General features: G+C 46.1%; 24 protein-coding genes. All 24 read left to right on the top strand.

Annotation, left to right across the window (positions count from 1 at the left end; translation table 11 throughout):
- Nucleotides 1-34: 34 nt before the first annotated feature.
- The 24 genes from hslU (at nt 35) to flhB (ending at nt 19,625) form a co-directional block, all read left to right on the top strand.
- Nucleotides 35-1,444 (top strand): ATP-dependent protease ATPase subunit HslU, encoded by a 1,410-nt coding sequence (gene hslU, locus ABEQ74_RS04960; protein ID WP_430120040.1) that lies wholly within the window; start codon nt 35-37, stop codon nt 1,442-1,444.
- 469 nt (nt 1,445-1,913) lie between these two features.
- Nucleotides 1,914-2,321, top strand: a complete 408-nt coding sequence (gene flgB / locus ABEQ74_RS04955) for a flagellar basal body rod protein FlgB (protein WP_430120038.1) — start codon at nt 1,914-1,916, stop codon at nt 2,319-2,321.
- 5 nt (nt 2,322-2,326) lie between these two features.
- On the top strand, nt 2,327-2,776 hold the full coding sequence (flgC, locus tag ABEQ74_RS04950; RefSeq protein ID WP_430120036.1) for a flagellar basal body rod protein FlgC: 450 nt from the start codon (nt 2,327-2,329) through the stop codon (nt 2,774-2,776).
- A 42-nt stretch (nt 2,777-2,818) separates the two neighbouring features.
- Complete coding sequence (gene fliE, locus ABEQ74_RS04945) at nt 2,819-3,127, top strand: flagellar hook-basal body complex protein FliE (protein WP_430120034.1); 309 nt, start codon at nt 2,819-2,821, stop codon at nt 3,125-3,127.
- Nucleotides 3,128-3,161: 34 nt separating this feature from the next.
- Nucleotides 3,162-4,742: a flagellar basal-body MS-ring/collar protein FliF gene (gene fliF, locus ABEQ74_RS04940; protein ID WP_430120032.1), complete on the top strand. Its 1,581-nt coding sequence runs from the start codon at nt 3,162-3,164 to the stop codon at nt 4,740-4,742.
- Nucleotides 4,743-4,752: 10 nt separating this feature from the next.
- The gene (fliG, locus tag ABEQ74_RS04935) at nt 4,753-5,769 is read left to right on the top strand and encodes a flagellar motor switch protein FliG (protein ID WP_053492631.1); all 1,017 of its coding nucleotides are present in this window, start codon (nt 4,753-4,755) and stop codon (nt 5,767-5,769) included.
- Nucleotides 5,762-6,616 carry a FliH/SctL family protein gene (locus tag ABEQ74_RS04930; protein ID WP_430120030.1) on the top strand — a complete coding sequence of 285 codons (855 nt, stop codon included), beginning with the start codon at nt 5,762-5,764 and terminating at the stop codon, nt 6,614-6,616. Before fliG ends, ABEQ74_RS04930 begins: the two co-directional genes overlap by 8 nt.
- Complete coding sequence (gene fliI / locus ABEQ74_RS04925; protein ID WP_430120921.1) at nt 6,600-7,919, top strand: flagellar protein export ATPase FliI; 1,320 nt, start codon at nt 6,600-6,602, stop codon at nt 7,917-7,919. Before ABEQ74_RS04930 ends, fliI begins: the two co-directional genes overlap by 17 nt.
- A 9-nt stretch (nt 7,920-7,928) precedes the next feature.
- Nucleotides 7,929-8,378 (top strand): flagellar export protein FliJ, encoded by a 450-nt coding sequence (gene fliJ, locus ABEQ74_RS04920; RefSeq protein ID WP_430120028.1) that lies wholly within the window; start codon nt 7,929-7,931, stop codon nt 8,376-8,378.
- 40 nt (nt 8,379-8,418) lie between these two features.
- Nucleotides 8,419-9,351 (top strand): MotE family protein, encoded by a 933-nt coding sequence (locus tag ABEQ74_RS04915; protein WP_430120026.1) that lies wholly within the window; start codon nt 8,419-8,421, stop codon nt 9,349-9,351.
- Nucleotides 9,352-9,400: 49 nt separating this feature from the next.
- A complete protein-coding gene (locus ABEQ74_RS04910; protein ID WP_430120024.1) occupies nt 9,401-10,747 on the top strand; it encodes a flagellar hook-length control protein FliK in 1,347 nt (448 codons plus the stop codon).
- Between the two features lie 21 nt (nt 10,748-10,768).
- Nucleotides 10,769-11,425: a flagellar hook capping FlgD N-terminal domain-containing protein gene (locus ABEQ74_RS04905; protein WP_430120022.1), complete on the top strand. Its 657-nt coding sequence runs from the start codon at nt 10,769-10,771 to the stop codon at nt 11,423-11,425.
- Nucleotides 11,422-11,811: a TIGR02530 family flagellar biosynthesis protein gene (locus tag ABEQ74_RS04900; RefSeq protein WP_430120020.1), complete on the top strand. Its 390-nt coding sequence runs from the start codon at nt 11,422-11,424 to the stop codon at nt 11,809-11,811. Before ABEQ74_RS04905 ends, ABEQ74_RS04900 begins: the two co-directional genes overlap by 4 nt.
- A 75-nt stretch (nt 11,812-11,886) precedes the next feature.
- Nucleotides 11,887-12,711 (top strand): flagellar basal body rod protein FlgG, encoded by an 825-nt coding sequence (flgG, locus tag ABEQ74_RS04895; RefSeq protein ID WP_430120018.1) that lies wholly within the window; start codon nt 11,887-11,889, stop codon nt 12,709-12,711.
- Between the two features lie 52 nt (nt 12,712-12,763).
- Complete coding sequence (locus ABEQ74_RS04890) at nt 12,764-12,988, top strand: flagellar FlbD family protein (RefSeq protein WP_430120016.1); 225 nt, start codon at nt 12,764-12,766, stop codon at nt 12,986-12,988.
- On the top strand, nt 12,985-13,440 hold the full coding sequence (locus ABEQ74_RS04885; protein WP_430120014.1) for a flagellar basal body-associated FliL family protein: 456 nt from the start codon (nt 12,985-12,987) through the stop codon (nt 13,438-13,440). Before ABEQ74_RS04890 ends, ABEQ74_RS04885 begins: the two co-directional genes overlap by 4 nt.
- 35 nt (nt 13,441-13,475) lie before the next feature.
- The gene (fliM, locus tag ABEQ74_RS04880; protein ID WP_430120012.1) at nt 13,476-14,474 is read left to right on the top strand and encodes a flagellar motor switch protein FliM; all 999 of its coding nucleotides are present in this window, start codon (nt 13,476-13,478) and stop codon (nt 14,472-14,474) included.
- Nucleotides 14,464-15,732, top strand: a complete 1,269-nt coding sequence (gene fliY / locus ABEQ74_RS04875) for a flagellar motor switch phosphatase FliY (RefSeq protein ID WP_430120010.1) — start codon at nt 14,464-14,466, stop codon at nt 15,730-15,732. Before fliM ends, fliY begins: the two co-directional genes overlap by 11 nt.
- A 29-nt stretch (nt 15,733-15,761) precedes the next feature.
- Entirely contained in the window at nt 15,762-16,127 is a 366-nt protein-coding gene (locus ABEQ74_RS04870) for a response regulator (RefSeq protein WP_053492643.1), read from the top strand.
- 7 nt (nt 16,128-16,134) lie between these two features.
- Complete coding sequence (locus ABEQ74_RS04865; RefSeq protein ID WP_430120008.1) at nt 16,135-16,659, top strand: FliO/MopB family protein; 525 nt, start codon at nt 16,135-16,137, stop codon at nt 16,657-16,659.
- Nucleotides 16,656-17,408, top strand: a complete 753-nt coding sequence (fliP, locus tag ABEQ74_RS04860; protein WP_430120006.1) for a flagellar type III secretion system pore protein FliP — start codon at nt 16,656-16,658, stop codon at nt 17,406-17,408. The genes ABEQ74_RS04865 and fliP overlap by 4 nt, the downstream gene beginning before the upstream one ends.
- Nucleotides 17,409-17,447: 39 nt before the next feature.
- A complete protein-coding gene (gene fliQ / locus ABEQ74_RS04855) occupies nt 17,448-17,717 on the top strand; it encodes a flagellar biosynthesis protein FliQ (RefSeq protein ID WP_430120004.1) in 270 nt (89 codons plus the stop codon).
- 11 nt (nt 17,718-17,728) lie between these two features.
- The gene (gene fliR / locus ABEQ74_RS04850) at nt 17,729-18,517 is read left to right on the top strand and encodes a flagellar biosynthetic protein FliR (RefSeq protein WP_430120002.1); all 789 of its coding nucleotides are present in this window, start codon (nt 17,729-17,731) and stop codon (nt 18,515-18,517) included.
- Between the two features lie 19 nt (nt 18,518-18,536).
- Complete coding sequence (flhB, locus tag ABEQ74_RS04845; protein WP_430120000.1) at nt 18,537-19,625, top strand: flagellar biosynthesis protein FlhB; 1,089 nt, start codon at nt 18,537-18,539, stop codon at nt 19,623-19,625.
- Nucleotides 19,626-19,640 lie beyond the last annotated feature (15 nt).

The following is a 19,640-nucleotide window of genomic DNA, read 5'->3' as shown; positions in this document are numbered from 1 at the left end:
AATATAAGCCATATCAGAGTTGGAGGTATTCGCGATGAGTAAAGAATCGATGACGCCTAGACAAATCGTATCCGAGCTGGATAAATACATTGTAGGCCAGAAGGAAGCTAAGAAGTCCGTAGCGGTAGCTCTTCGGAACCGCTATCGCCGGAGTTTGCTGACGGATGACGAGCGGGATGAAATCGTACCCAAGAATATTTTGATGATTGGTCCTACCGGTGTCGGTAAGACGGAGATTGCGAGAAGGCTTGCCAAGCTGGTGCATGCTCCTTTTGTGAAGGTGGAAGCGACGAAGTTTACCGAGGTTGGTTATGTGGGACGTGATGTAGAGTCCATGGTGCGCGACCTGGTGGAGACCGCTATTCGGATGGTGAAGCTGGAGCGTACGGAGAAGGTGAAGGACAAGGCTGAGGAAATGGCGAACGAGCGGATCGTTCAGTTGTTGGCACCTTCAGCCAAAGGACAGAAGAGCCAGCGTAATCCTTTTGAAATGCTGTTTGGCGGCGCCAACAATGATTCTAGTCGAGAAGATGATGAAGATGCGGGCGAGAAGGATGCAAGTCTCAAAGAGAAACGGAGACAGGTGCGTTTTAATTTGCTAGCAGGCAAGCTTGAAGACGACATGATCGAGATTGATGTTGAGGATGCCGCTCCGAACATGTTTGATATGTTTGCCGGACAGGGCAATGATCAGATGGGCATGAACATGCAGGAGATGTTTGGCAACTTGATGCCAAAACGAACGAAGCGTCGTAAGTTGTCCGTCAAGGAAGCGAGAAAAGTACTCATCCAAGAGGAAGCGGGCAAGCTAATTGATATGGACGATGTGATTCAGGAGTCCATTTCTCGTGCTGAGCAATCCGGCATTATTTTTATTGATGAGATCGATAAGGTTGCCAGCCAAGGTCGCCAATCGGGGCCGGATGTATCCAGGGAAGGCGTACAGCGTGATATATTGCCAATTGTGGAAGGTTCCACGATTATGACGAAATATGGACCTGTCAAAACAGACTTTGTCTTGTTTATTGCCGCAGGTGCTTTTCATATTGCGAAGCCGTCAGATTTGATTCCTGAGCTCCAGGGCCGCTTTCCAATTCGGGTAGAACTAAGCAGCTTGTCGCTGGATGATTTTGTATCCATTCTAACCGAGCCCCAAAATGCGCTTACCAAGCAGTACGTCAATCTGCTGCGTACAGAAGATCTCGAGGTAGAATTTTCGCCAGAGGCTATTCGCGAGATTGCCCAGATCGCGGCGTCGGTTAATCAGAATACAGAAAATATCGGTGCACGAAGACTCCATACGATACTAGAGAAGCTGCTCGAAGACCTATCCTTTGAGGCGCCGGAACTAACATTGGACCGTATGGTGATTACGCCCCAGTATGTGAAGGAGAAGCTCTCAGGCATTGCCCAGGATCGGGACCTGAGTCAATATATTCTGTAATCTCTCACATAACAGGCGTATAGGTCTATCCGCACGGTAGGTGAAAGAAGATAATTGTCGAGAGGTGCGATCGATTTCCGGGAGCATATTGTCGAATTAGTTTCACATCTTGGGAAAAATCGGGCAGGGTTTCGCAAATTACTAGTGTGCCATGGGTCGCATCAGGACCTATACATTGGATGAAACCAAGTAAATTTTACAGAATTAGTGGTATGATTTGCAATAATATAGAAAAAAACCGAATAAAAATGGATATAAAGCCCTTCTTTTTGGCAAAAGATAGGGCTTTTTTCTTATTGTAAAAAGTCCCAAACTTTAAGAAACTTAGTTTATGTGACATCATGTTGTCTTTTTCTACTTAAGACCTAGGTTAGTACGTACGGATTATATCATTTGTCGAAAAAAGAGGATTTTGCTAGGAAGAGTGGAATATCTTTTCTTGCATAGTCTAGTCAGGAGGAATGAGCTAGTGAATCTGTTGAATAACAGTTCTTTTCAACGGCTTCAAAGCGGTTTGGATGCTGCAAATCTCAGAAACAACGTGATTGCAAACAATATCGCCAACGTGGATACTCCTCATTTTAAGAGATCAGAGGTATCCTTTGAGAGTCTTCTGAAAAAAGAAATGGATGGGGCTCAGCTTTCGCTTCGGGGAAGAAGAACGGATCCTAGACATTTTGTTATTGGTCCAACGGGGAAGATTCCTGAGGCTTCGGTTATGAAGGATGGCAGTAGTTCCATGAATAACAACGACAATAATGTGGATGCAGACAGGGAGATGTCGCTTCTAGCAGAGAATCAGCTTCGTTATAACTCATACATACAAGCTGTAAACGAGCAGATTCGAATGATGCGTACAGCTGTTGAAGGGAGATAAAAATAGTGAATATTAGCAATAGCTTCAGTATTAATGCATCAGCCCTTACTGCACAGCGGCTTCGAATGGATGTCATCTCTTCCAATATCGCCAATGCAGAAACTACCCGTGCTCGGATTGAGAACGGTCAGGCTGTTCCTTATCGCCGCAAGACAGTTGTATTTCAACCGCAGCAGGAATCATTTGAAGGACTGCTCAGAGCCCAGATGAACGGTCAGACTGCAGGGCGAGGTGTAAAGGTGGCAGAGATACGGGAAGATCAGGCTCCGTTAAAACAGGTGTATAACCCTACACATCCTGATGCAAACACGGAAGGTTATGTTCTTATGCCTAACGTAGATATAACCAAGGAAATGGTAGATATGCTTGCAGCTACCCGTTCTTATGAAGCTAACGTTACAGCGATCAACGCTTCAAAAGCCATGATCATGAAGGCTTTGGAGATTGGAAGATAATAGAAAAATTACATAGCGGGTACTATTTAGGAGGGAAGATTTATGATTCAAAATGCTATGTTCAGCGTCCAGGGCATACAGCCACTTCAAGTTCAGGAGCAAGTGAAGAATGGAGCGACTCCTTCCGAATCGATCCGCGATTTTGGTTCTTACTTGAGTGATGCATTAAACTCTGTTGCTTCACAGGAACAGAATGCTCATGTGATGAACGACAAGTTAATGATTGGACAAGTAAACGTAGATCAGGCGATGATATCCGCCCAACAGGCTCTGTTGAGTATTCAACTCACAACACAGGTCCGAAACAAAGTGGTAGAAGCCTATCAAGAGATCATGCGCACGCAAATCTAATTGTTTCTAGCAAAGTTTCGGATGGGGTGACAATGTGAACGAGAGAATGATCCAATACCGGGAAAAAATTACCCAATATTGGAACCAGTTCAGCAATAAGCAAAAGATTATGTTAATCGCTACTGTAGCATTCGTTCTGATTGCGTTGATCGTATTAACGATGCAATTCTCTAAGACGAAATATGATGTAGCATTTAGAGATTTGAACTCTAGCGACGCTGCAGGGATCATTAACCACTTGGAGACCCAAGGTATTCCATATAAATTAAGCGATGATGGAAGAAGCATCCTGGTGCCGAGCACGAACGCAGCAAGGGTTCAGATCGACGTGGGCTCTCAAGGGCTTGTACAGAACGGTACAATTGGGTTCGAGACCTTTGAGCAGAATGCTTCTGCTATCGGAATGACTGATAAAGAATTCGAAGTGAAATATGTAAATGCACTCAATGGGGAAGTTGAACGACTGCTCGAAAAGATGCAGGGTGTTCAAGATGCAACGGTTCTATTAAACCTTCCCAAAGAAAGTGTGTTTGCAAAAAACGGAAACGAAGATAAAGCTACTGCTTCCGTAGTTGTGCAATTTAAACCAGGCTATCGTCCTAATCAAGAGGTCATCGATGGTTACTATAACCTCGTGAAGACTGCAATTCCCAATTTGCCTATTGAGAATATTACGATTACCAATGACGAAGTCGAGTTAATTGCAACGGCCAAGGGCGGTCAAGGCGGACTACTTGGCAAGGTTGAAGAAAACTTCGCCCTTCAAAAAAAGTTTGACAACGAAGTTAGACAAAATGTACAGCAATTCCTCTCGCAATACATGGGTTCCAATAAAGTCAATGTTCTCGTTGTCTCCAAACTGAACTTCGATCAGATGCAAAGCAAGGAAAATATCGTGACCCCTGTAGATGAGGAAGAAATGAAGGGGATCGAGCTCAGTGTTCAGGAAATCCAGAAGAACTATTCAGGAACAGGCAGTCCTTCCGGTGGAGTTGCCGGTGTAGGCCAAGAGGCCGTTCCGGGATATCCAAGCGATTCTGGAAGTGGCGAGACTAATTCGGAAGAACTATCCAAAACAGTCAACTACGAGGTAAACCGAATCACGAGGGATATAATCGCAAGTCCATATACTGTTAAAGATTTAACCATTAATGTCTCGGTTGAACCACCCGCTGGACAACAAACTATAGATGATGCTACAAGAACGGCTATACAGAACATTCTGGTGAACATCGTCAGAGCGTCGCTTTCGGATTCTGATACTACTTATACAGACGCTGATTTGTCCAAAAAAGTTTCGGTAATTTCGCAAGTATTTAATGTTGATACGGAAGAAAAGCCTAAAACTGTATTTTCACAGCCCGTTTTATGGGGGATTGGGATAGCAGCATTGGCATTGATTGCCGGGGGAGCCTTTTTCTTCATCCGCAAACGCAGACAGCAGGAGGAAGAGTATGAAGATGATATTCAGCTTCCGCCTGTGACAGAATTCCCATCGATTAATCTCGAGAGTGTGACCAATGAAAGCCAGGTTCGTAAACAACTCGAAACCTTGGCGAAGAAAAAGCCAGATGAATTCGTGAATTTACTTCGCACATGGCTAGCTGAGGAATAGAGGTGGAAGCGTGGCTAAGGGAAACAACCAAATGTTAAGCGGACGTCAGAAAGCGGCTATACTGCTCATTACGCTTGGCCCTGAAGTGTCTGCTCAAATATTTAAACATCTCCGAGATGAAGAGATTGAACAATTAACGCTGGAGATTGCGAATGTTCGCAAAGTAGATAGCGAAGAAAAAGATAGCATTATTCAGGAGTTCCATCAGATTTGCCTGGCCCAAGAGTACATCTCGCAAGGTGGCATCAATTACGCTAAAGAAATTCTGGAAAAGGCACTTGGACAGCAAAAAGCGATGGAAGTGATCAATAGGCTGACTGCAACGCTTCAAGTAAGGCCATTTGACTTTGCTCGCAAAGCGGACCCAAGCCAAATTCTGAACTTTATCCAGAATGAGAATGCACAAACCATTGCACTCGTCTTATCGTATCTCCAATATGAGCAGGCATCCGCGATTCTATCGTCGCTTCCGCAAGAGAAGCAGGCCGAAGTGGCTCGCAGGGTCGCAGTAATGGACAGTACATCACCGGAAGTCATCGCTCAGGTGGAACGCGTGCTCGAACAGAAACTGTCGGCGACGGTTACGCAGGATTACACCAGTGCCGGAGGCATTGAATCCATCGTTCAAATTTTGAACGGCGTTGACCGCGGAACGGAACGCACGATTCTTGACTCGCTTGAGATCCAAGATCCGGAACTCGCCGAAGAAATCAAGAAGCGGATGTTCGTATTCGAAGATATCGTCAATGTGGACAATCGTTCGATTCAGCGGATTATCCGCGATGTCGAGAATGCCGATTTGCAGCTTGCGCTCAAAGTGGCAAGCGAAGAAGTACGGGATGTTATTTTCCGAAATATGTCCAAGCGTATGGCTGAAACCTTCCGTGAGGAAATGGAGTATATGGGCCCGGTGCGGCTGCGTGATGTGGAGGAAGCTCAAACTCGGATTGTGAGCACGATCCGAAGACTCGAAGAAGCGGGCGAGGTCATTATCGCACGTGGCGGAGGAGATGACATCATTGTCTAACTTGATCAAATCGTCCCACTATAAATCAATGGATGTGTTGAAAGAGTTGGATCTTGCACGACGTTATGCTTCACCGACCGAGGAGATGGAGGAGGAATACATTCCACCGCCTGCCGAGCCGGCTGCCATCCAGACAGTGGCTGAAGCAGAACGCCTAAAGGCTGAAATTTTAAAGGATGCACAGGAATTCGCTGAAAGACAAATTCGAGAGGCTTCGGAAGAGGCTGAACGTCTGCTGACAGAAGCTAAACAACAGATTGAAGCATGGTGGACAGAACAAAGGCTTCAGGACGAGGACCTGGCAGAAACGCTCAAGATGGAGGGTTACAGTCAGGGATACGCTGAAGGTTCAGCTAAGGCAGAGCTTGAGATGAAGGAATTGATGGAGCAAGCGACGCACCAAGCTAGCGAGTTGCTTCAACTGGCTCATCAAACCAAGGAAGATCTGATACAAGAAGCAGAACCATTCTTGGTAGAGCTAAGCTGCAATATAGCTGAGAAAATATTGGATCACCAGCTTGCTATAGAGCCAGAGTTTACGCTGGAGCTGATTCGGAAGAATCTTTCCCGCAAAAGGGAAAAGGGAATTATCTCACTCTGTGTAGCACCTGAACAGTTTGAATTTGTAAATGCGGCCCGAGAAGAGCTTGGATTATCGATCGATTCACAGGCAGAGCTTCAAATTCTGCCGGATTCTACAGTGAAGGATCGCGGCTGTGTTATCCGGTCATCATTCGGAAGTGTAGACGCCCGTATCGATACACAGCTATCGGAGATCAAGAAAGAACTGGTGCGGTACGCCCTGGATGACGAGGAGCGGAGAAGTCATGATGAAGAAGCTGAATAGCGCACGGTATTTGGATTATCTGAAACATATAGACCCGGTTCGCATCAATGGTAAAGTGACACAGGTTATTGGACTGATGGTCGAATCGGAGGGGCCGGATGCCAGTATAGGCGATGTGTGCTACATCTATCCTACGAAGCAATCGGCGCCGCTCAAAGCAGAGGTTGTAGGTTTCAGAGACAATAAGGTGCTGCTGATGCCGCTTGGTGAGCTTCACTCTATCGGCCCAGGCTGCGATGTCGTCGGGACTGGCAAACCGCTTAGCGTACAGGTGGGGTCGGAGCTGCTTGGCAAAGTGTTGGACGGATTGGGACAACCACTTGATGGATCGATCATTCCTGCACGAATGCCACATTACTCCACCCACAACATCCCGCAAAACCCGCTCAATCGGCCGCGTGTCCAGGAGCCAATCAGTATCGGCGTCCGAGCGATTGATGGTTTGCTCTCCATCGGTAAAGGCCAGCGGGTTGGCATATTTGCCGGATCGGGTGTTGGTAAAAGTACCTTGATGGGGATGATTGCCCGAAATACTTCAGCGGATGTCAATGTGATTGCATTGATCGGGGAACGTGGGCGCGAAGTGTTGGACTTCATAGAGCGAGACTTGGGTCCTGAAGGGCTGAAACGGTCTGTTGTGATTGTTGCTACTTCGGATCAACCCGCTCTTATCCGTATTAAGGGAGCATTGATCGCCACGACTATCGCCGAGTATTTTCGGGATCGCGGTTTGAATGTGATGCTGATGATGGATTCGGTTACCCGGTATGCAATGGCTCAGCGTGAAGTTGGGCTTGCTGTGGGGGAACCGCCGGCCATGCGCGGATATACTCCGTCGGTATTTGCTAGTCTTCCCAAACTGTTGGAGCGTGCAGGGACTGGCCCGACTGGCTCGATTACTGCATTTTACACCGTGTTGGTTGATGGAGATGACATGAATGAACCGATCGCCGATGCGGTCAGGGGGATTCTGGATGGCCATATCGTTTTGAATCGGAATATTGCGAACAAGGGTCATTTTCCAGCGATTGATGTACTGGCCAGCATAAGTCGGGTCATGAAGGATATTTCACCAGAGGATCAAATTGATGCTTCCGAGAATGTGAAACGACTGATGGCCATTTACAAGGATTCAGAAGACTTGATTAATATAGGCGCTTATCAAGAGGGCTCCAATGCTGATATTGATGAATCGATAGAATATATCGGGCGGATATGGGATTTTACGAAGCAAAAGGTGAATGAGAAGACCACATTGGATGAGGTCCAGAAACGTTTGATTTCCGAGTTTTCAAGGAGCTGACTTTGAAAAATGAAATTTCAATATGCATTCCAGAAAATTGTAGACCTGAAGAGCAATGAAAAAACGCAAGCCGAATGGATGCTCTCAAGCGCGATTGGGCAGCTGCAAGCTGAAGAGAAAAGTCTGAATGAGCTGTACGAGATGAGGGACCAAATGTATCACGCTCAGCAGGAAGCTGCATCAAGATGTGCCCCGATTTCTGAGATCCGCAATATTCAGGTATACGCAGAACATCTGGAAGAATGCATTGAGCGAAAAAGGGATGATATACGGCTCGCTCATGTCAATGTGACGAAGAAGAAAAAAGTGTTGTCCGACAAAATGCTAGATGAAAAGGTTTGGCTCAAAGCAAGAGATAAATCCCAAGAAAAGTTCCGGCATGAAAGTCTCCTTCGGGAACAAAACGAGCTGGACGAAATGGCGACGGTACGTTTTGCGATCAATGCCCGCTTAGGTTAGGAAACATTGACACCCGGTGGGTTATGACCGCGAAGGAGGAATGAATGTGGCAAGAAAAGAAACGCCGCTAGAGAAGGAAGAATCCGGCGGAGGATTTGAACGAGTATTACTTATATTAATACCTGCAATATTCACAATTGTTTTGCTCGGAGCCCTTGCTGTGTTTTTTAGAGCCGATGTTCGTGATGGACTGATTGATATGGCCAATAAAATCCCAGTCGTCAAGAATTGGGTTCCGGATCCAGTGCTTACACCGGAAGAGCAGAAGCTGAAGGAAGCTAAGCAGCAGGAAGAAAGTGCAGAGGCTACAATTGTTGAGCTTAAGAAGCAGCTCGCTGAAAGTGAAGAAACTTTAAATGAAGTAACTGAGCAAAAAGCAACCCAGGCAAAGAAAGTAAAAGAACTGGAAACTCAAATTGAGTCGATGCAAAGTACAGCCCAAAGCAATGAGACGGAAGAGGAAGATGCATACACCAAGCAGATTCGTGAATTGTCCAAGCTCTATGCAGATATGAGTCCAAGCAAAGCAGCGCCTATCATGCAGAATCTTACGCAGGAAGAAATGGTGCTTATGCTTAGCCAGATGAAGAGCGGCAACCGGGTGGCCATCCTTCAGAAGATGGATCCAAAGGTGGCAGCAGACGTTACGATGAAGCTGAAGGATGCTAAAACTTCCGAAGATATGGCGATAGCGGCGTTGCAATCCAGACTTAAGAAGAATGAAGTAGCTGAAAACGAGAAGAAAACATCCAATAACTTGGATAAAAATCAGTTGACCCAGACCTTTGCGGGAATGACTCCGAGTAATGCCGCCGATCTGCTGATGCAAACTTATAAGATTAGTCCTGCCAAGACCATGACGATTCTCAATACGGTGGATGACGGTACACGCTCACGCATTTTGAATGCGATGTCCTCTAAAGACGCGGAGCTGGCAGCGAAGATATTGAATCGCCTGATGGGCTCTAAATAAGCTCTGGAAATGAATCTCCACCCTCGAGGAAAGGAGGTGAAATGAGACGATGACAATGACTGTACAAACCATGACTTCTACTGTGAGCAGCTCTTCAGCAAGCGGGAAGACAAGTGCTGCTGGTCAAACGACAGCTGGAGCTACTTTCGATTCAGCTTTGGCTTACCAGATGAACAGTGGCGAGAGCAACGCTGCAACCACTCCAACGGAAGTTGCCACAAAGCTGGTATCCATGCTTGGGCAGCAATCGACGGAAACCGATGAGTCGCTCGATGGCTTGATGGAACTGCTCCAAGGTTTATTGCAGGAGCTTGATACCATGGACCAGGCACTGATTGAGGATCCAGCCTTGTTACAAGAGATTCAAAGTTGGCTGACGCAAGCTAACATTCTGTTAAGCGGAGCTGCCCCACAACCTCAAGGGGACATGCTCGAAAATGAGATGCCGATGCTAGCTTCAAGTTCAGAAACCATCCGATTTGCTGTGCAGGATACAATTAGTCAACTGGCTTCTGTGCTATCGAAGTCCACACAGGTAGATCCCAATACGGAGGCTGCTGTCAAACAGCTTGTTCAATCTTTCCACAGTCTGCTTGGGAAAGGTGCAGCGACGGGAGAAGGGAAAGCTGATGGTACATTCAGCAATATCTTAAACCGCCAACAGCCGGAAGTGACTCAACCTACAGTTACAGCTGATGCTGCAAATCAAAAGACTTCATCGGAAACAACAGCATCGACTAATGCCAAAGGGATGTCGTTAGCAGCTACTAGCATTGATAATGCCACACCGGAGTCTGGTATGAATGAAGCGGATGCATTGCTGGGACAAGGAACCGTTACTGCCGGTCAGCTTGCCCTGCGTTCAGGAACGCAAGTAACAGTAAAACCTGCTGCCCCGCCCGTACCGGTTGAGAACTTTTCCAATGAAATGACTACGTTCATTATTAATAAGATGGAAATTGTGAAACAAACGGGATTCACCGAAGCGAGAATCTCGCTGAATCCGGAGCATTTGGGTCAAGTCGACATCAAGCTTACGATGCAGAATGGTCAGTTGATCGCACAGTTTATGACAAGGTCAACGGATGCTAAAGAAATGATCGACCAGCAGATGGCACATCTACGAAGCGCGTTGCATGCACAGGGACTTCAGGTAGAGAGAATTGAAGTCACGCAGAGCAGCCAGGCATCAAATGCTAACCTGTATCAGGATGGTGGTCGTCAGCCGGGTTCTGGACAACAACAGTCACAGCAGCAGCGTTCTAAGGAGAAAGATCGACCTTCCGAGGATGCCATACTTGCTGCAAACTTGACTGAAGAGTTGAACGATTGGATTGAAGAACATCAAATGGATGACGAGCAAGTACAAGCAGGAACATTTACTGCTAAAGCTTAACCGTGAGGAGGTGAGGAATGGATGGCAACAAATCCGGTATCTACGAGTAATATGTGGCCTAATTATTCTAAAGGGAACGTTAGTAACAAAAGCGGTAACGGTCAAGAACTCGGGAAGGATCAGTTCTTGAGCATATTGATTACACAACTGCGAAACCAGGATCCACTTCAACCGATGCAGGACCGGGAATTTATTGCCCAGATGGCACAGTTTACTTCCCTGGAGCAGTTGATGAATATCAATACTCAATTAACCGCCATGAGCCAATCCCTAGGCGCGGCCTCGAGTTTGATCGGAAAGCAGATCAGTTGGATGTTCACACCGGAGGATGGATCGGGAACGATCATGAAGAGCGGTATTGTTGATTCCATCATTGTGCGTGAAGGCATTCATTATGCTCAGGTTGGCGGCAGTGAGGTAGCTCTCGATGAGATTATTAAGATCGAGAACGCTGTAAATGAGAAGGATACTGAAGCTCCTTATCCGAATCCAGCTGAACCAACAAGTGATCCAAACCCAGAAGTGACTGGAAATGGTGAAGATCCAGATGCAGTGAATCCGAATCCAACCAATCCTGTAACAAGCAATCCGGATGTGACAGTTCCTGAAACCGGAACTGATACAGAAACCGAAGATCCAGGTCAAGCGGAGGATGGGCTTGGGGGAACCGAATCATGAGCGATCGCATGATGATTGGACATTTATACCCAGGGAAAATACACCCTGCCGCATTTCATAATGAACGAAAATCAGTGCAGGCTCAATCCAATCCATCCCATGGGAAGTTTCAGGAAATTTTAAATGAAAATCTCCTCAAAATCAGCAATCATGCGGCGAAGAGGCTGGAACAGCGGGGAATTGAGTTAAAGGCTGACCAGCTCACGCAGATCCAGAATGCTGTGGATAAAGCAGCAGCGAAGGGGAGCAAGGAATCGCTTATTTTGTTGGAAAATATGGCTTTGATTGTGAATATTCCGAATCGAACCGTAGTTACAGCGATGGACGGAACAGCAATGAAGGATAACGTATTCACGCAAATCGATAGTGCAGTCATTATTTCATAGCATCTGGCTGGCCCGTGAGGAAGCCAGGCGGCCGCTGATCGACAGAAGCGGTCCAAAATTGAAGGAGGAATATGGATGTTAAGATCTATGTATTCTGGTATTTCCGGGATGAGAGGTTTCCAAACCAAACTTGACGTCATTGGTAATAACATTGCCAACGTTAATACGATCGGGTTTAAGTCAGGGCGCGTGATGTTCAAAGATATCCTTAGCCAGACGATGTCCGGAGTTACTCCCGGCACTGACGATCCATCTGGTGGTGTGAATGCCAAGCAGATCGGTCTTGGTGTATCCATCGGCTCGATTGATACATTACACACGCCAGGCAGCGCGATGACTACGAATAATCCTACAGATCTGAGAATTGACGGAGACGGCTTCTTCTTGGTGAAGCTGAGCGAGGATCAAGAGGTAGCCTTTTTGACCCGTGCAGGCGATTTCCACATCGACGTGGCCCGCAATCTGGTTACATCTGATGGAATGCTCGTTCTCGATTCAAACGGTGATCCGATCCAGTTGGATGATGACGTAACGGCGTTTACTATCGCCCAGAATGGAGCCATTATTCAGAAGATGAGTGACGGAACGACCGAAGAGGGAGCGATTATCGGTGTGGCCAAAATCCCGAATCCGGAGGGTCTTGAGAAAATAGGCGGCAATATGTACCGTGTGACATTGAATGCTGTCCCTGATGGCGATCTGGATGCCGTTATGTTTGAAGCAAATGATGCTGCAGCAGGTACGGGTGCGATCATTGCAGGTCAGCTCGAAATGTCAAACGTTGACCTGACTAGCGAATTTTCAGAAATGATTGTTGCTCAGCGCGGATTCCAGGCTAACTCGCGGATTATCACAACTTCGGACGAAGTGCTGCAAGAAGTTGTCAATCTGAAACGATAAGGATGGATAGGGAGGGGGACATCTCCTCCCTAATTATACAAGGAGGCTATCCATGATATCGGTAACGAGGTTAAATGGCTCGCAGTTGTGGCTTAATGCGCTGTTAATCGAATTGGTTGAGGAGACTCCTGATACCTATATTACTTTGATTAATGGAAAACGAATGATTGTGCTAGAAAGTGCAAATGAAGTCATTTCTTCCATTAAGGCGTATCATCACGAGGTAGGCATTCATCAAGCCACCATTAAAGTGCAGCAATGGGAGGAACCTTCATGAAAAAGATGTTACCCTGGTTAATTACAATTCTATTATCGATTACGCTAATTGTTGTGGCCATCGTCCTGCTATCGGACAAGTTTCTAGGCGATAATAGCAAGAATCAGGCCACGGCAGCAGCAGCCAAATTATCCGCCAACGAAATTGTTTCAATGTCATCAGAAATAACCGGTATCAAGACGAATCTTGCTGATCCTTACCATATTGCTTCTATGGCCTTCGCGTTTCAGTTGAACGATAAAAAAGCGAAGGAAGAATTCGACAAGATCAAAGAGATCAAGATCCGGCCGATTATTATCAAGACTTTGGCTGATACCAAACCCGAATTGCTTAATGACTCCAAAGGGCGCGAACAGTTTATTGCCAAACTGCAGAATTTGATCAATAAGTCGTTAACGTCTGGACAATTAATTCAAATTGATATTACGGATATTTTGATCGCAGAAATCTAAACTGTTCGTTGGATGACCTGTAAGGGGGTGAGTAGATGGTTGATGTATTATCGCAGAATGAGATCGATGCCTTGTTGGCCGCTCTCTCTTCAGGGGAAATGGATGCTGAAGAACTGAAAAAAGAGGAAACGCAGAAAAAAATTCGCTCCTATGATTTTAAAAGGGCGCTTCGGTTCTCCAAAGATCATATTCGGAGCTTAACCCGAATTCATGAAAATTTTGCACGCTACTTAACAACATATTTCTCTGCACAATTGCGTACTTTTGTGCAAATCAATGTTGTGCAGGTTGAGCAGCTTCCATATGATGAATTTATTCGTTCTATACCCAAAATGACCGTTCTTAATATCTTCGAGGCGGAACCTCTAGTTGGCAGGATGGTGCTTGAGGTTCATCCGAACATCGCCTACGCGATGTTGGATCGTTTATTGGGGGGGACCGGAATTGCTCCTTCTTCCATCAACTCGATGACCGAGATCGAAACGATTATCATGGAGCGAATATTCAGCAGGGCATTTGATAGCTTGCAGGAAGCATGGAAAACGGTGCTGGATATTTCTCCGCGTCTTGAAGCCTTGGAAACCAATCCGCAATTTATGCAGATCGTTTCCCCGAACGAGACCATTGCGCTAATATCCCTTAGCACCAAAATCGGTGATAACACGGGTATGATCAATCTTTGTATTCCTCATGTTGTGCTTGAGCCGATTATGTCCAAGCTGTCCGCGCACCAGTGGTTTATTTCGGAGAAAAAAGCTAGCGTTCCGGAAGAGGTCGAGGCTCTCAAACAGCGTGTCAGCAAAGCCAAGCTTCCAATCGTTGCCGAGCTCGGTGTGTCACAGCTAACCGTGTCCGAATTCTTAGGCCTGAACATCGGTGACGTCATTTCATTAAACAAACCGATGCATGACGGTCTTTCCATTAAGGTTGGAGATAAATTGAAGTTTATTGGCAGTCCCGGAACGATAAAAGACCGGGTTGCTGTACAAATCGATGAAATAGTCATCGAAGGAGTTGAAGAATTTGACGAGTAAAGATTATTTATCCCAGGAAGAAATCGACGCTTTGCTAAAACAGTCGGAAATGGCATCACCAGCATCAATTCCTTCGGCGGCGACAGTCGATGATGTACTAACACCTCTTGAGCAGGATGCACTCGGCGAGATCGGTAACATTACGTTTGGCAGTGCTGCAACCGCTCTGTCTACCTTACTGGGCAAAAAAGTAGATATTACGACACCTAAAGTGTCGATCATTACGCGAAGCAAGTTTGAGGAAGAATTTCCGAAACCGCATGTAGCGGTACATGTTACCTATGTGGACGGATTTGAAGGGATTAATTCGCTCGTCATTAAAACAAGGGATGCCCAAGTGATTGCAGATTTGATGTTAGGCGGAGAAGGCAATCCAGCAGAAGAGGAATTGAACGAAATTCATATCAGCGCTGTTCAGGAAGCTATGAACCAGATGATGGGATCTTCGGCGACGAGCATGTCCACGATCTTTAACCGATTTGTCAATATATCGCCTCCGGGCATTGATATTTTGAACATGGAGAGCGGAGAAGGAGTTAATAACCTCCCGCAGGATGAAACATTAATCAAGATATCATTCCGACTCATTATCGGTGATCTTATCGATTCAACGATTATGCAGCTGCTGCCTGTCAAGTTTTCGAAGGATATGGTTCACATGCTGATTAACGGTACGGATGAGCCGGAGCCAGCCAAGCAGGAAGCGGCACCAGCTGTCGAAGCACCGAGTCATGTGGAAGAGCCCGTTCAAGCCCCTAACAACCCTGTGATGGGGAATGAGACGGGCCACGGATATGATAACGGACAAGGCCAAGGTCAGCCTATGCAAGGATATGGAGAACCTGTCCCTCAAATGCCGTATGGCCAGCCGCAGACGCCTTATCAAGCACCATATCAGGCGCAGCCACAGCAATATGGCGGCATGCCTAATCGCAATGTTAATGTTCAACCCGTGCAGTTCGCTAATCTGCAATCTGCGCCATACAACCAGGTGGATGAAAACAATCTGAACTTACTGATGGACATTCCCCTTAAAGTCACCGTAGAATTAGGGAGGACCCAGAAGCAAATTAAGGATATCTTGGAAATGTCTCAAGGTTCGATCATCGAGTTGGACAAACTGGCCGGAGAGCCTGTAGATATCCTTGTCAATCACAAGCTGATTGCCAAAGGAGAGGTCGTTGTCATCGATGAGAACTTTGGTGTACGCGTGACAGATATCGTGAGCCAATGGGACCGGATACAAAAATTACAATAGCACATACATTTTAGGGAGGATTTTTATCAATGGCTAACCGAATTCTGATTGTGGACGATGCTGCTTTTATGAGAATGATGATCCGTGACATTCTGGTCAAGAACGGATTTGAAGTTGTAGGGGAAGCGCAGGACGGCGCACAAGCAATCGAAAAATTTAAAGAGCTTCGCCCTGATCTTATTACAATGGATATCACCATGCCGGAAATGGATGGGATTGCTGCATTGAAAGAAATCAAAAAAGTGGATGCAAACGCAAAAGTAATCATGTGTTCCGCTATGGGACAGCAAGCGATGGTTATCGACGCCATCCAAGCTGGAGCGAAGGACTTTATCGTTAAACCGTTCCAATCCGACAGAGTTATTGAAGCTATCAATAAGACACTAGGAATATAGAATCATTATGATGATGGCAGCCTCTGATGGATTACGTTCAGGAAGTACTACCGGGTATTATTTACAGTTATTCTATGTCTTTGTCGTACTTGCCATCATCGTTGCGTTGATCGTGCTCCTGATTCGCTTTCTCAGCAGAAAGAATCAGAGCTGGATGCAGGGCCGCTCTATTCGCACCTTGGGTGCGGTTGGGATGGGCCCTAATAAATCCCTTCAGATTGTCGAAATCGGGGGGAGCATCTATGTGATTGGTGTTGGTGAAGACGTCCGGTTGGTGGACAAAATTTCGGATCCGGCTGAAGTTGCGCTTATCCAAGCCGCATTCGAACAGGAGTCAGGAATCCATAGTGGGGCAATGCCGCCATTCATGAAAAAATTGGCGGCAAAACTCCGTAAAGAACCACCATCGGAAGAGATTGAGTTGGAAGATACATCTTCTTTCCATGAAGTGTTCGAATCCAAGCTGCGCAGCGTGCCGAACCGGAAAGAGAAGGTCGAAGAATTGCTGCGGGAGGATCATAAGGATTCATGAATAAAAAAATCTCGTGCGCTATCATTATGTTCCTGATGTTCGGATTTCTGTTCTCCCACTCGGCCTTTGCGGATCCGATTCCGAACATTGATATTCAAATCGGCAATGAGGGAGACGCCCCGGGGACAAGTTCCTTGTCCTTGATACTCCTAATTACCGTTCTTAGCATTGCGCCTGCAATTCTGGTGCTGATGACAAGTTTTACACGGATTGTGATCGTGCTTGGCTTTGTCCGTACTTCTCTCGGCACACAGCAAACACCGCCAAATCAAGTGTTGATTGGCCTGGCACTCTTCCTTACTTTGTTTGTGATGGCTCCTACACTGTCATCGATCAATGAAGTCGCGTTACAGCCCTATCTCAAGGGAGAGATTACCCAAGCGGAAGCGCTGGATAAGGCTCAAGATCCCATGAAGAAATTCATGTTTTCTCACACTCGTGAGAAAGATCTATTGCTGTTTATGAACTACACAGGAGCAGAGAAAGCCGAATCGTATAAGGATATCCCATTAACGGTTATGGTACCTGCATTTGCCATCAGTGAATTGAAGACCGGTTTTCAGATGGGTTTTATGATATTCATTCCGTTTCTGGTCATCGACATCGTGGTTGCCAGCGTGCTCATGGCGATGGGGATGATGATGCTGCCACCGGTTATGATCTCACTGCCATTCAAAATTTTGCTTTTTGTTCTGGTAGACGGCTGGTATCTGGTAGTGAAGTCGATGCTGATGAGCTTTAACCCGTAGCATAAGCGGCAAGTAATTCGAATACAGGGGGACTAAGCCGTGAGCGCTGAATTTATTATCGGCCTGGCAGGGCAAGCGGTCTATACTGTGCTCAAGGTGAGCGCACCGATGCTTGTACTCGCACTGGCTGTAGGACTTTTAGTCAGTATTTTTCAAGCAACGACACAGATCCAGGAGCAGACACTGGCATTCGTGCCGAAAATTGTTATGGTTCTCGTAGCATTACTGTTGTTTGGTCCTTGGATATTAACGACATTAGTGGAGTTCACCGAGGGTATTTTGGACAATCTCTACAAATATATTGGATAGGCTGAGTGTCCATGGAATGGTTACAGCAAAGTTTACCTGTTTTCATGCTTATTTTTTGTCGAATAACATCTTTTTTTGTAATATCGCCAGTATTCGCTTCACGCGGCATACCATCCTCATTCAAAATAGCCCTTTCGGCTATTATCGCCCTGATCGTTTACTTATCAACCGGGCTTGGTGAAGTGGTTCCGCAGGACTTGTCTTACGCGATATTAATCGTCCAGGAAGTATTGGTAGGGCTCCTCCTTGGATTCACGGCTTATCTTATTATGGCTGTTGTTCAGACAGCAGGAGCATTGATTGACATACAGATCGGATTCAGTATGGCCAATGTCATCGACCCGTTCACAGGTAGTTCTACTCCTTTAATCGGTAATTTTAAGTTCTATCTTTCCTTGCTGGTCTTTCTGAGCATGAATGGTCACCACTATCTGCTGGATGCCATTATGTACAGCTATGAATGGATACCGATTACCGGAGATGTGTTTTCCAAGATTCATGATGGCAATGTAACGGATTTTCTCGTTCGGACGTTCTCACACTCTTTTGTGTTGGCACTGCAAATGGCAGCACCGCTAGTGGCAGCTCTGTTCCTGACTGATGTAGGGCTAGGCTTTCTGGCAAGAACAGCTCCCCAGTTCAACGTGTTTGTAATCGGGATTATCCTTAAAATCATGGTTGGACTCGTCTTGTTGATGCTGCTCATGCCTATGCTGGTATCGTTATTCGATCATCTGTTTGCCAAAATGTTTGAAGCGCTCCGGCAGCTGCTCGGTGTTCTTGGCGACGGGCCGACTTAAGGAGATGGAGGTGAAGTGGATGTCATACCGGTATCCGGTCGACTTACAGTTGTTCGCTGGCGAAAAGACGGAGAAAGCCACACCGAAGAAGCGCCAAGATACACGTAAGAAAGGCCAAGTTGCCAAGAGCATGGAGGTATCGGGTGCATCGGTCTTGCTAGCCGCTTTCTTCTGTTTGTTAATTTTCGGTGGGTACATGCGGGATCGCATTGTTCGATTATTCAGCGATATTTACATTAATCAGCTCTCTATGAATGTTACGAAGGACAATGTTATGAACCTCTTCGGGGAGTACGGGATTCAAATTATGCTTATAGTGGCTCCCTTATTTATTTCGGTATTTATCGTCGCATTAATCGCTAATTATTTGCAGGTCGGATTTATGTTGACGGGCGAAACATTGAAAATGAAATTCAGCAAAATAGATCCAATCAAAGGATTCAAAAATATTTTCTCGATGCGTTCATTGGTCGAGTTTTTGAAATCGGTCATTAAGCTGACTATTATTGGTTACCTTGCTTACAGTACTTTATGGGCTGCAAGGGAAGGGTTATCTTCCTTGTCAACGATGGGCCCAGACACGATCTTTCACTTCGTGGCCGACATTACGATGTCACTGGGATTCAAAATAGCCATCGGGCTGATTATTCTAGCTATTCTTGATTATATGTACCAAAGATACGATTACGAAAAAAACATACGCATGTCCAAGCAAGATATTAAAGATGAGTATAAAAAAATGGAGGGCGATCCACTGATCAAAGGAAAGATCAGGGAACGCCAGCGTCGAATGGCAGTTCAGCGGATGATGCAGGAAGTTCCGAATGCTGATGTCATCATCACAAACCCGACCCACTTTGCAGTAGCGATCAAGTATGACGGGGCTATGATGGACGCTCCGCAAATCATTGCGAAAGGCCAAGATTTTATGGCTTTGCGGATTAAAGAAATAGCGAAGGACCATGGAATTATTACGATGGAAAACAAGCCGCTGGCACGCGCATTGTACCAACGGTCGGAAATCGGGGATTCGATTCCGGGAGACCTGTTCCAGGCCGTAGCGGAAGTGCTGGCCTATGTATATAAACTTAAAGGTAAAGTGAAATAACTAGGGACCGGAGGC

Origin of the sequence: Paenibacillus solani (genome assembly GCF_050475945.1) — a bacterium.
Classification (GTDB): Bacteria; Bacillota; Bacilli; order Paenibacillales; family Paenibacillaceae; genus Paenibacillus_AQ; species Paenibacillus_AQ solani_A.
This window is presented reverse-complemented; position numbering and strand designations above follow the sequence as displayed.

Excerpts from the sequence above, each read along its gene's own strand:
- hslU (WP_430120040.1), top strand. The coding sequence starts at position 35 with ATGAGTAAAGAATCGATGACGCCTAGACAAATCGTATCCGAGCTGGAT.
- fliE (WP_430120034.1), top strand. The coding sequence starts at position 2,819 with ATGATTCAAAATGCTATGTTCAGCGTCCAGGGCATACAGCCACTTCAA.
- fliI (WP_430120921.1), top strand. The coding sequence starts at position 6,600 with ATGAAGAAGCTGAATAGCGCACGGTATTTGGATTATCTGAAACATATA.
- fliJ (WP_430120028.1), top strand. The coding sequence starts at position 7,929 with ATGAAATTTCAATATGCATTCCAGAAAATTGTAGACCTGAAGAGCAAT.
- ABEQ74_RS04915 (WP_430120026.1), top strand. The coding sequence starts at position 8,419 with ATGAATGTGGCAAGAAAAGAAACGCCGCTAGAGAAGGAAGAATCCGGC.
- ABEQ74_RS04910 (WP_430120024.1), top strand. The coding sequence starts at position 9,401 with ATGACAATGACTGTACAAACCATGACTTCTACTGTGAGCAGCTCTTCA.
- ABEQ74_RS04905 (WP_430120022.1), top strand. The coding sequence starts at position 10,769 with ATGGCAACAAATCCGGTATCTACGAGTAATATGTGGCCTAATTATTCT.
- ABEQ74_RS04900 (WP_430120020.1), top strand. The coding sequence starts at position 11,422 with ATGAGCGATCGCATGATGATTGGACATTTATACCCAGGGAAAATACAC.
- flgG (WP_430120018.1), top strand. The coding sequence starts at position 11,887 with ATGTTAAGATCTATGTATTCTGGTATTTCCGGGATGAGAGGTTTCCAA.
- ABEQ74_RS04890 (WP_430120016.1), top strand. The coding sequence starts at position 12,764 with ATGATATCGGTAACGAGGTTAAATGGCTCGCAGTTGTGGCTTAATGCG.
- ABEQ74_RS04885 (WP_430120014.1), top strand. The coding sequence starts at position 12,985 with ATGAAAAAGATGTTACCCTGGTTAATTACAATTCTATTATCGATTACG.
- fliM (WP_430120012.1), top strand. The coding sequence starts at position 13,476 with ATGGTTGATGTATTATCGCAGAATGAGATCGATGCCTTGTTGGCCGCT.
- ABEQ74_RS04870 (WP_053492643.1), top strand. The coding sequence starts at position 15,762 with ATGGCTAACCGAATTCTGATTGTGGACGATGCTGCTTTTATGAGAATG.
- ABEQ74_RS04865 (WP_430120008.1), top strand. The coding sequence starts at position 16,135 with ATGATGATGGCAGCCTCTGATGGATTACGTTCAGGAAGTACTACCGGG.
- fliP (WP_430120006.1), top strand. The coding sequence starts at position 16,656 with ATGAATAAAAAAATCTCGTGCGCTATCATTATGTTCCTGATGTTCGGA.
- fliR (WP_430120002.1), top strand. The coding sequence starts at position 17,729 with ATGGAATGGTTACAGCAAAGTTTACCTGTTTTCATGCTTATTTTTTGT.
- flhB (WP_430120000.1), top strand. The coding sequence starts at position 18,537 with ATGTCATACCGGTATCCGGTCGACTTACAGTTGTTCGCTGGCGAAAAG.